This is a genomic window from Saccharopolyspora griseoalba (assembly GCF_042665275.1).
GTDB lineage: Bacteria > Actinomycetota > Actinomycetes > Mycobacteriales > Pseudonocardiaceae > Saccharopolyspora > Saccharopolyspora griseoalba.
This window is the reverse complement of sequence record NZ_JBHTCJ010000019.1, coordinates 64207-74130: the sequence shown is the minus strand read 5'-3', so window position 1 is coordinate 74130 and position 9924 is coordinate 64207. Positions and strand designations below refer to the sequence as shown.

The following is a 9924-nucleotide window of genomic DNA, read 5'->3' as shown; positions in this document are numbered from 1 at the left end:
TGGTCCCACTTGGTGTCCCAGTGCAGCCGATCGGCCTGCTCGGCCCAGAACGCCTCCCGGTCGGCATCCGCGGCGGCGTACAGCGCCGACGTGGCGTTGGCCTGCGCCGCGAACTCCTCGGACGGCGCGACGACTCGGTCCTGGGCTTCGATGCTCACGGACACTCCCTGCTGCTCGGGGCCGGTACTCGGGACGCACGGTAGGCGAGATCCGTGATGTGCGGCACTACCCGTTCGACCAGGTGTCCACCTGACGCGTTCGGAAGCAGGTCCACCACGACGAGCGGTTGACGAACGGTTTCGCTCCCGGCGGGTTCACGAACTAACATTCCCGTCGAACCAGTCGATGACGATTCGGGGTGCTGATGCCGGTGCAGACCGACCGCATGCCGCAGCGCGGCGGGTGGCGGCTGCGGCGCTCGGATTCCGAATCCGTGCTGCGCACCGCCCGCAGGATGGCCGAGGACCTGCGCGCCGGTCCGACCGGGCCGGGCGTGCCCAGCGCGCTGCGCGACCTGCGCAGGCTCCTGGAGGTCGAGGCGGTCGGGCTGGCCGACCTCTCCGGCGGGGTGCAGTGGAACGGGCGCCCGCGCGCCGAAGCCGACGCGTCCGGGGCGGTGGCCGACGTGCTGCACACCGAGACCCGCAGCGGTCGCCCGCCGCTGGTGGCCATGCCGCTGCTGGTGGCCGACGAGCTCGCGGGGGTGCTGGTCGTCGACGGCGAGATCCGGATGTCCGCGGTCCGCGAGGCCACCGCCTGGGTGGAGGACGCGCTGGAGCACGGTCGCCTGGAGGACTCCGCGGAGCTGGCCGCGCAGGCCGAGCTGCGGGCGCTGCGCGCCGAGATCTCCCCGCACTTCATGTACAACGCGATGACCGTGATCGCCTCGCTGGTGCGCTCCGACCCGGAGCGCTCCCACGAGCTGATGCTCGACTTCGCCGAGTTCATCCGCTACGGCCTGGCCCGGCACCACGACTACACCACCGTCTCCGACGAGTTCCACGCCATCGAGACCTACCTGGCGCTGCAGCGCGCGGTGCTGGGGGAGCGGTTGCGGGTGCAGATCCGGGTCGCGCCCGAGGTCCTGGCCGTGGCGATCCCGTACCTGGTGCTGCAGCCGCTGGTGGAGAACGCCGTGCGGCACGGCATGGAGCCACGGTTCACGCCCGGGTCGGACAGCACCGGGACCGTGCAGGTGCGCGGCGAGGCCGAGGGGACCGATCTGGTGATCAGCGTCGAGGACGACGGGGTCGGCATGGACCCCGCCGAGGCCGAGGCGATCCTGGCCGGCAAGGGGCCGCCCGACTCGGTCGGTCTGGCCAACGTCGACCGCCGGCTGCGCAGCGTCTACGGCGCCTGGTACGGGCTGGTCGTGGAAACCGCTCAGGGAGCGGGCACCCGAGTGGTGGTCCGCGTCCCGCGATTCCATCCGGGAGTGATGCCGTGATGTCGGCTGGACTGCGCGTGCTGGCGGTGGACGACGTCCCGCCCGCCCTCGACGAGCTGTGCCGGTTGCTGCGCGACTCCGCCGAGATCTCCGAGGTGACCGCGGCCTCCGATGCGCTCGGCGCGCTCCGGACGCTGCAGAGCGACCGCTTCGACGTGGTGTTCCTGGACATCTCCATGCCCGGGCTCGACGGGATGGAGCTGGCTTCGCTGCTGGCCAAGATGTCCGAGCCGCCGCTGGTCGTGTTCGTCACCGCCTACGAGCAGCACGCGGTCCGCGCCTACGACATCGGAGCGGTGGACTACCTGCTCAAACCCGTTCGCGCCGAACGCCTCTCGGCCGCGCTCGACCGGGTCGCCCGGTTGCTGGCCACCGAGGACATCCCCGAACCCGCGCCGCCGCAACCCGATGCGATGGTCGCGCTGCCGGTGGAGACCGCCGGGCGCACCCGCTACGTGCGGCGCAGCGAGGTCCTCTTCGCCGAGGCGCACGGCGACTACGTGCGGCTGCACACCCGGAGCGGTGTGCACGTGGTGCGCATGCCCATCTCGCGGCTGGAGGAGTACTGGGAGGGAGCCGGTTTCGTGCGGGTGCACCGCAGCTTCCTGCTGTCGCTGGCCGCGGTGCGCGAGCTGCGCAGCGACTCGGCCGGTGCGCTCAACGCCCGCACCGAGGCTGGCGACGTGCCGGTGAGCCGTCGCCACGCGCGCGATCTGCGGGAGCGGCTGCTGGAGAGCGCCCGCAACGCGGAGCTGGCCAACCAGCGGGGCAGCTGATGAGCGGTTCACCCAAGCGGGTGGCCGTGACCAGTCCGCAGACGCGGGTCGCGCACGCCCGCCGGACGCTGCGGCGTCGCTGGCGCGCCCCGCGCCTGGAACCGGGGGAGGAGGTGCGCGCCAGGCGGCTGCACCGGCTGCAGCGGCGCAGGGGAGCGGTGACGCTGCTGCTGCTGTTCGCGCTGATCTTCGGCCTGCCGCTGGTGTTCTCGTTCGCCCCGGCGCTCGACGACCTGCGCCTGCTCGACGTGCCGGTGTCCTGGCTGCTGCTGGTGCTGCTGCCGTTCCCGGCGATGGCGGTGCTGGCTCGCTGGCAGCTGCGCGGCGCCGAGCGCGCCGAGGAGGACTGAGCCGTGTTCGCGCTGCTGGCGGTGGCGCTGATCGCGCTGCTGACCCTGCTCATCGGTCTGCGCGGGGTGGCGGCGATGCGCACCACCTCGGACTTCCTGGTCGCATCGCGGCAGGTGTCCCCGCTGGTCAACGCCGCTGCGGTCTCCGGTGAGTACCTCTCGGCCGCCTCCTTCCTCGGCGTGGCGGGCCTGATGGTCTCCAACGGGGTCGGCGCGCTGTGGTACCCGGTCGGGTTCACCGCCGGTTACGTGGCGATGCTCGTGCTGGTGGCCGCGCCGATGCGCCGCTCCGGCGCGCTGACCGTGCCGGACTTCGCCGAGGCGCGCTTCGCCTCCCCGGAGCTGCGGCGGCTGGCCGCGGTGGTGGTGCTGATCATCGCCGGGCTCTACCTGGTGCCGCAGTTCCGCACCGCCGGACTGGTGCTCAGCGTGGTCAGCGGCACCCAGTACTGGGTGGGCGTGGTCATCGCCGGGACCGCGGTGTCGGCCACGCTGGCGCTGGGCGGGATGCGCGCGGCGACCTACGTGCAGGCGTTCCAGTTCTGCCTGAAGCTGGTGCTTTTCGTGGTGCCCGCGGTGTGGCTGCTGGTGCAGGTGGGGCCGGAGGTGCGGCACGACGCGCTGCACCCGGTCGAGTACACCCACTTCGCCACCGACACCCCGGTGGACTTCCGCGTGTCGGTCGACCTGGAGATCGCCGAACCCATCACCGCCCGCGCGGCCGACGGCAGCCCGGTGCACCTGGCTCCCGGGACCAGGGAGATCGAAGCGGGCCGCACGCTGACCTTCCCGGAAGGCGCCCCGGTTCCCGAGATCGGCGGGGTGGACGCTCCCGGCGGGCCGGACTGGCGGCGCCCGCTGCTGGACCTGGAGGACGCCGACCACCCGCTGCTGGGCACCTGGGCGGTGCTGGTCGCCACCATGCTCGGCACGATGGGGCTGCCGCACGTCATCGTGCGCTTCCACGCCAGCCCGGACGGCCGGGCCGCGCGGCGCACCGCGGCCATCACCGTGCTGCTGCTGGGCAGCTTCTACCTGTTCCCGGGCATCTACGGCGCCCTCGGTCGGGTGCTCAAGCCCCAGCTCTACCTGTCCGGGGTGACCGACTCGGTCGTGGTCGGGTTGCCCGCGCAGGTCGACACCGGCTGGGTGGGCACGCTGTTCACGTCGTTGCTCACCGGGGGCGCGTTCGCGGCCTTCCTGGCGACCTCGCTGGGGCTCCTGCTGGTGGTCTCCGGTGCGATCTCGCACGACCTCACCCCGGGCGGGCTCGGCCAGCTGCGCTGGACCGTGGTGCTGGCCGCGGCCGTGGTGGTGCTGCTCGCGCTGCCCGCGACGCACCTGTCCGCCGGCATCCTGGTGACCTGGGGCTTCACCGTGGCCGCTGCGACCTTCTGCCCGCTGCTGGTGCTGGGCATCTGGTGGCCGCGGCTGACCCGCAGCGGCGCGCTGTGGGGCGTCCTGGTGGGTCTGACGGCCACTTCGGGAGCGATCGGCACGACCATGTTCGGCCCGCGGATCGAGGGTTGGGCGGCGATCCTGGTCGCCCAGCCCGCGCCCTGGGCGGTGCCGCTGGCCTTCGCCACCATGATCGCGGTCTCGCTGCGCGGCAAGCCCCCGTCGTGGGCCGAGACCGCGATGCTGCGGCTGCACCTCGACGAGCCGCGCGGCCGCGCGGTTTCCGAGCACCGCGGGGAAACCTCCAGGTAACGGGCCGGCAAAGCGGCGGACCGCTCGTCCCGGGCCGCCCACCGCTCGTCGACCGCTCGTCGCACCCGCCGACCATCGATCGGCGACGGCTCCCGCTTCCGGCCGTTCCCTCCTTAGCGTGGCGGACCTCACACGTTAGGGAGGCATCCGTGAGCACCACAGACCCGGCGACCCCTCCGCCCACCGAGGACGCGTGGCACGAGGCGCACCGCAGCGAGGACTTCGCGGTGCTGCGCAGGCGCCTGCGAGCGTTCGTCTTCCCGGTGTCGGCGCTGTTTCTGGTCTGGTACCTGGTCTACGTCCTGCTGGCCGACTACGCGCACGGCTTCATGTCGATCAAGCTCGTCGGCAACATCAACATCGGCCTGGTGCTTGGCCTCTTGCAGTTCGTATCGACCTTCGCGATCACCGCGCTGTACGTGCGCTACGCCAACCGGCAGCTCGACCCGGTGGCCGAACGCGTCCGCAGCAAGGTCGAAGACGGCCGCTGACCCGACCTCGCCGCACGGATAAGGAGCTGGGATGAGCAATCTCGCGCAGGGGCTGCAGGGCAGCAGCCCACTGCTGAACATCAGCATTTTCGCGGCCTTCGTCGTGGTGACGCTGGTCGTGGTGCTGCGGGCCAGCAAGAACACCCGCAGCGCTGCTGATTACTACGCCGGTGGGCGCGCGTTCACCGGGCCGCAGAACGGCATCGCGATCGCCGGCGACTACCTGTCGGCGGCGTCTTTCCTCGGCATCGTCGGCGCGATCGCGCTCTACGGCTACGACGGCTTCCTCTACTCGATCGGCTTCCTGGTCGCGTGGCTGGTGGCCCTGCTGCTGGTGGCCGAGCTGCTGCGCAACACCGGCAAGTACACGATGGGCGACGTGCTCAGCTTCCGGATGCGCCAGCGTCCGGTGCGCGCGGCGGCGGCGACCTCGACGCTCATGGTGAGCTTCTTCTACCTGCTCGCGCAGATGGCCGGGGCGGGCGTGCTCGTCTCGCTGCTGCTGGGAATCTCCAGCGGCACCGGGCAGGCGCTGGTGATCGCGATCGTCGGCGTCATCATGATCGTCTACGTGCTCGTGGGCGGCATGAAGGGCACCACCTGGGTGCAGATCATCAAGGCCTGCCTGTTGATCGCCGGTGCCTTCGTGATGACCGCCTGGACCCTGGGCACCTACGGCATGGACTTCTCCGGGATGCTGCAGGCGGCCGTGGATCGCTCGGCCTCCGGCGAGGGCATCCTCAACCCGGGTGCGAAGTACGGCGAGAGCTCGACCAGCAGGCTGGACTTCCTGTCGCTGGGCATCGCCCTGGTGCTGGGCACCGCGGGTCTGCCGCACGTGCTGATGCGCTTCTACACGGTGCCGACCTCCAAGGAGGCCCGGCGCTCGGTGGTCTGGGCGATCTGGCTGATCGGCCTGTTCTACCTGTTCTCGCTGGTGCTGGGCTACGGCGCGGCGGCCATCGTGGGCCCGGAGACGATCAAGAACGCGCCCGGCTCGTCGAACTCCGCGGCGCCGCTGCTGGCCCAGGCGCTGGGCGGCCCGGTGCTGCTCGGGTTCATCGCCGCGGTCGCCTTCGCGACCATCCTGGCGGTGGTGGCCGGGCTGACGATCACGGCTTCGGCGTCGTTCGCGCACGACATCTACGCCAACGTGATCAAGCGCGGCAAGGTCGAGGACAAGGACGCCGAGGTGCGCGTCGCCCGGATCGCCGCGGTGGTCATCGGTGCGGTGGCCATCGTCGGCGGCATCCTGGCCCGCAACCAGAACGTGGCGTTCCTGGTGGCCCTGGCCTTCGCGGTCGCGGCCTCGGCGAACCTGCCGACGATCCTGTACTCGCTGTTCTGGAAGCGGTTCAACACCTCCGGCGCGCTGTGGAGCATCTACGGCGGCGTGATCACCACCGTGGTGCTGATCGTGTTCTCGCCGGCCGTCTCGGGCACCGAGGACTCCATGCTGCCCGGCATGGACTTCCACTGGTTCCCGCTGCAGAACCCGGGCCTGGTCTCCATCCCGCTGGCGTTCTTCTTCGGCTGGTTGGGCACCGTGCTGTCCAAGGAGCACAACGAGGACAAGTACGCCGAGATGGAGGTCCGCTCCCTGACCGGAGCGGGTGCGGAGAAGGCCGTCTCGCACTGACCCCGCAGTGCCCCGACGGCCCGTGCGGGCCGGGTGTCCTACCCCTCGCGGACAGCCGGCCCGCACGTCTGCGCGACCAACGCGGGGCGATGCCCTTTCTTCATCAGAAGTCCCGGGCACCTCGCCCGGGACTTCTGATGAGACAGGGGCGACGGCCTTCCCGGTGTGGCCGTTGTGTCGGGTTTGGGGGCGTGCCACGCTGTGGGGTACCCGGCAGTGGGCGGGTTCGGCGTGCTGGTCGAACGGTTGGTCGGTGCGCGGCCGCCTCCGGCGGACCGGGAGGGCGCCATGCTCAGCCGATACGAGAAGCGCCGGTTGCGCGAGATCGAGAAGTGGTTCGTCCAGGACGACCCGCGCTTCGCCGAGTACGTGCGCACCGGGATCAAACAGCGCCGCGCGCTGGTGCGCGCGCTCGACGCGCTGATCCCGGTCGGACTGCTGGTGCTGGTGCTCGGCCTGCTCGTCGGGCTGCCGCTGGTGGTCTTCCTCGGGATCTGCTGCGCGATCGGCGGTGTGGCGCTGGGGTCCTGGCAGCGCTGGCGCGACCGGGAGCGGACCGGGTGACCGGGCAGGGCCCGGCCACCCGGCCGGGTCACATGTTCTGCTCGCCGGTGCGGATGGCCTCCCGGATGCGGAAGTAGGTCCCGCAGCGGCAGATGTTGCGGATCTCGTCGAGATCGGACTCGCGGATCTCGTGGCCCTCCTCGCGGGCCTGGCGGACCTTGGCCACGGCGGCCATGATCTGCCCGGGCTGGCAATAGCCGCACTGGGCGACGTCGTGCTCCAGCCACGCCTCCTGCATGGGGTGCAGCTCAGCCCCGGCGGTGGCCGGAAGGCCCTCGATGGTGGTGATCTCGTCGTCAGCGCCGACGTCGGCGATGCGCACCGAGCAGGGGTTGAACGCCTTGCCGTTGATGTGGCTGGTGCAGGCCTTGCAGACGTTGATCCCGCAGCCGTACTTCGGGCCGGTCACGCCGAGGACGTCGCGCAGCACCCACAGCACGCGCTCCTCGTCCTGGACGTCGACGGTGACCTGCTCTCCGTTGAGCTTGAAGGTGTGTTCGGGCATCTCTGGGCTCCTCCGGATCAGTAGGTGTAGCGCAAGCCGTCGGTCGGCGACGGGGGCAGCGGCGGCACGAAGGGCTTGGGCTCGAAGGCCAGCGGTCCGTTGTGGTTGATCGGGAAGGTCGTGGGCACCTCACCGGTGGCGCGCGCGTAGGCGCAGGCCACCGCGGCGAAGGAGGCGGCCACCCCGACCTCGCCCGCGCCGGCGACCTGGTCCTGCGGGTCGGGCGGCAGGATCACCGCCTGGAAGTCGAACGGGACGTTCCACTGCCGGGCGTAGAAGAAGTTGTCCCAGCTGCCCTCCAGGACGTGCCCGTCGACCAGGTGCACGCTGGCGGTCAGCGCCTGCGCCATGCCGTCGAGGAACCCGCCCTGGATCATCGCCTCCATGCCCAGCGGGTTGACCACCACCTGGCCCGGGATGGTCACGAACACCCCGCGGGTGACCCGGGGGCCGGTGACGCCGTCGCGGATCGGGCGGTTGACCGTCTCCGGTCGGCAGTCGATCTCGACCAGGCAGGCGGTGGCGTGCTTGTACTCGGTGTGCACCGCGATGCCCTGGGCCACGCCCTCGGGCAGCGACTTGCCCCACTCGCCGACCTCGGCGGCCTTGTCCAGCACGGTGCGCAGCTTGTCGTTCTTGACGTGCTCGCGGCGGAACTCGTAGGGGTCCTCGCCGAACTGCTCGGCGAGCTGGTCGACCACGAGCTCCTGCGCGCAGCGCACGTTCGGCGAGTACACGTTGCGCACGCTGCTGGTGTTGAACGTGCCGCGCGGCTGGTTCTCCTCCGGCGACTGGTGGGTCTCGGTCAGCAGCTGCTTGGTCGCGCCGAAGTTGTACGGCGAGTTCTGGGTGAGCTCGAAGATACTCTCGGACAACCCGACCCCGCCCGCGGGCGCGCGCGAGACCGACTGGCTGACGGCCTCGCCGAGCCCGTGGCTGAAGTCGGTGCGCACGCTGGCGTGGTGCTGCTCGAAGCTGAGCACCCCGTCGTCGTTGAAGTTGGCGCGGATGCGGGAGAACGACATCGGGTGCACCCGGCCCTGCCTGCAGTCGTCGACCCGGTGCCACATCAGCTTGACCGGCTTGCCCATCTTCTGCGAGGCCTCGGCGGCCTCGGCCGCGGCGTCGTGGAAGAGCTTGCGGCCGAAGGAACCTCCGCCCTCGGTGACGTGCACCCGCACGGCTTCCTGCGGCAGGCCCAGCGATCGGGCGATCTCCTGCTTGGCCACGATCGGGACCTTCATGCTCGACCAGATCTCGGCGCGGTCCGGGCGCACGTCGGCGACCGCGGCGTTGGTGTCCAGGGCGCTGCCGTTGACGAAGGCGAAGGCGAACTCGGCGTCGACGCTCTTCGCGCCGGGAACCTCGGGCACCGCCATCGGCGGGGTGGCCGCCTTGAGCTCGGCGAGCACGCTGTCGTCGGACTGGCCCTCGACCGGGCCCGGCTCCCAGTCCACGCGCAGCGCGTTGACCGCGTCGATGCACTGCCCGAAGGTCTCGGCGCGCACCGCGACGCCGCTGCTGATCGGCACCACGTCGGTGACGCCGGGCATCTCGAGCACCTCGGCGGTGTTGCGCACCGCGCCGGGACTCCCGTTGATCGTCGGCGGCCTGCAGAGCATGGTCGGTTTGGCGTCGGGCACCGCGAGGTCGGTGGTGAACTGCTTCTTGCCGGTCACCGCGGCCAGCGCGTCCACCCGCCGCTGCGGCTTGCCGACGATGCGGAACTCCGACTCCGGCTTGAGCTGCGTCTCGACCGTCGAATCCTGCTGCGCGGCGGCCTTCTCCGCCAGGTCGCCGTAGGACAGCACCGCGCCGGTGGTGGAGGTGATCAGCCCTTCGCGCGCGGTGAGCGTGCCGGAGACGTCGTCGAGCTCGGCGGCCGCGGCCTGCAGCAACCTGCCCTTGGCGATCGACGCGGCCACCCGGATCGGGGTGTACATCGCGTTCATCGTGTTGGAACCGCCGGTGAGCTGGTTGAACATCAGCTCGGGCCGGGCGTCGGCGAGGCTGACGTGCACCTTGTCCACCGGGAGGTCCATCTCCTCGGCGATGAGCATCGCCGCCGCGGTGGTGATGCCCTGCCCGACCTCGGCGCGGGGTAACGCGAACGACGCCGAACCGTCCGGGTTGACCTGCACCGTGATGAGGTTGGCCGTCGGGCGCGCGGCGTCGGTGAGCGCGTCGTTGAGGTCGTAGGCCTCGGAGGCCTGCGGGTTGCTGGGCACGGCCGCTTCGGCCTCGCCGATGCCGAGGCGCGCCGCGGCCACCAGGGTCGGTGCGGCGAGGACGAAACCGAGGAACCGGCGTCTGCCGAGGGTGAAGTGCCCGCCGTGGTGGTCAGCGGAAGACGTCATGGGCGAGTCCTATCCACGGGAACATGGTCACGATCTGCTGGAACATGTTCACGGACAGTGGATCTCGCCCGCCACCCCCGGATTG

At 71.1% G+C, this 9924-nt stretch carries 10 protein-coding genes; 7 read left to right on the top strand and 3 right to left on the bottom strand.

What is annotated here, in order from left to right:
- The coding region (locus tag ACFQRI_RS25565; protein ID WP_380672924.1) for an acetyl-coenzyme A synthetase N-terminal domain-containing protein at positions 1-164 on the bottom strand (164 nt) is incomplete at its 3' end.
- Positions 165-364: 200 nt separating this feature from the next.
- Here ACFQRI_RS25565 and ACFQRI_RS25560 point away from each other — a divergent pair.
- The 7 genes from ACFQRI_RS25560 (at position 365) to ACFQRI_RS25530 (ending at position 6977) form a co-directional block, all read left to right on the top strand.
- Positions 365-1447, top strand: coding sequence for a sensor histidine kinase (locus ACFQRI_RS25560; RefSeq protein ID WP_380672922.1), 1083 nt, complete (start codon positions 365-367; stop codon positions 1445-1447).
- Positions 1447-2223, top strand: a complete 777-nt coding sequence (locus ACFQRI_RS25555; protein WP_380672920.1) for a LytR/AlgR family response regulator transcription factor — start codon at positions 1447-1449, stop codon at positions 2221-2223. The genes ACFQRI_RS25560 and ACFQRI_RS25555 overlap by 1 nt, the downstream gene beginning before the upstream one ends.
- Entirely contained in the window at positions 2223-2573 is a 351-nt protein-coding gene (locus ACFQRI_RS25550) for a hypothetical protein (protein ID WP_380672918.1), read from the top strand. The genes ACFQRI_RS25555 and ACFQRI_RS25550 overlap by 1 nt, the downstream gene beginning before the upstream one ends.
- A 3-nt stretch (positions 2574-2576) precedes the next feature.
- Positions 2577-4283 carry a sodium/solute symporter gene (locus ACFQRI_RS25545; protein WP_380672916.1) on the top strand — a complete coding sequence of 569 codons (1707 nt, stop codon included), beginning with the start codon at positions 2577-2579 and terminating at the stop codon, positions 4281-4283.
- A gap of 149 nt (positions 4284-4432) precedes the next feature.
- Entirely contained in the window at positions 4433-4774 is a 342-nt protein-coding gene (locus tag ACFQRI_RS25540; RefSeq protein WP_380672914.1) for a DUF485 domain-containing protein, read from the top strand.
- Between the two features lie 31 nt (positions 4775-4805).
- Entirely contained in the window at positions 4806-6413 is a 1608-nt protein-coding gene (locus tag ACFQRI_RS25535; RefSeq protein ID WP_380672912.1) for a solute symporter family protein, read from the top strand.
- 288 nt (positions 6414-6701) lie between these two features.
- Positions 6702-6977, top strand: coding sequence for a DUF3040 domain-containing protein (locus ACFQRI_RS25530; RefSeq protein ID WP_380672910.1), 276 nt, complete (start codon positions 6702-6704; stop codon positions 6975-6977).
- Positions 6978-7005: 28 nt separating this feature from the next.
- Here ACFQRI_RS25530 and ACFQRI_RS25525 read toward each other — a convergent pair whose 3' ends face one another.
- Positions 7006-7482 carry a (2Fe-2S)-binding protein gene (locus ACFQRI_RS25525; protein ID WP_380672908.1) on the bottom strand — a complete coding sequence of 159 codons (477 nt, stop codon included), beginning with the start codon at positions 7480-7482 and terminating at the stop codon, positions 7006-7008.
- 17 nt (positions 7483-7499) lie between these two features.
- Positions 7500-9839, bottom strand: a complete 2340-nt coding sequence (locus ACFQRI_RS25520) for a molybdopterin cofactor-binding domain-containing protein (protein ID WP_380672906.1) — start codon at positions 9837-9839, stop codon at positions 7500-7502.
- Positions 9840-9924: the final 85 nt, after the last annotated feature.

What these genes read in the sequence shown, in the direction of transcription:
- ACFQRI_RS25560 (WP_380672922.1), top strand. Translation starts at nt 365, where the DNA reads ATGCCGGTGCAGACCGACCGCATGCCGCAGCGCGGCGGGTGGCGGCTG.
- ACFQRI_RS25555 (WP_380672920.1), top strand. Translation starts at nt 1,447, where the DNA reads ATGTCGGCTGGACTGCGCGTGCTGGCGGTGGACGACGTCCCGCCCGCC.
- ACFQRI_RS25550 (WP_380672918.1), top strand. Translation starts at nt 2,223, where the DNA reads ATGAGCGGTTCACCCAAGCGGGTGGCCGTGACCAGTCCGCAGACGCGG.
- ACFQRI_RS25535 (WP_380672912.1), top strand. Translation starts at nt 4,806, where the DNA reads ATGAGCAATCTCGCGCAGGGGCTGCAGGGCAGCAGCCCACTGCTGAAC.
- ACFQRI_RS25530 (WP_380672910.1), top strand. Translation starts at nt 6,702, where the DNA reads ATGCTCAGCCGATACGAGAAGCGCCGGTTGCGCGAGATCGAGAAGTGG.
- ACFQRI_RS25525 (WP_380672908.1), bottom strand. Translation starts at nt 7,482, where the DNA reads ATGCCCGAACACACCTTCAAGCTCAACGGAGAGCAGGTCACCGTCGAC.
- ACFQRI_RS25520 (WP_380672906.1), bottom strand. Translation starts at nt 9,839, where the DNA reads ATGACGTCTTCCGCTGACCACCACGGCGGGCACTTCACCCTCGGCAGA.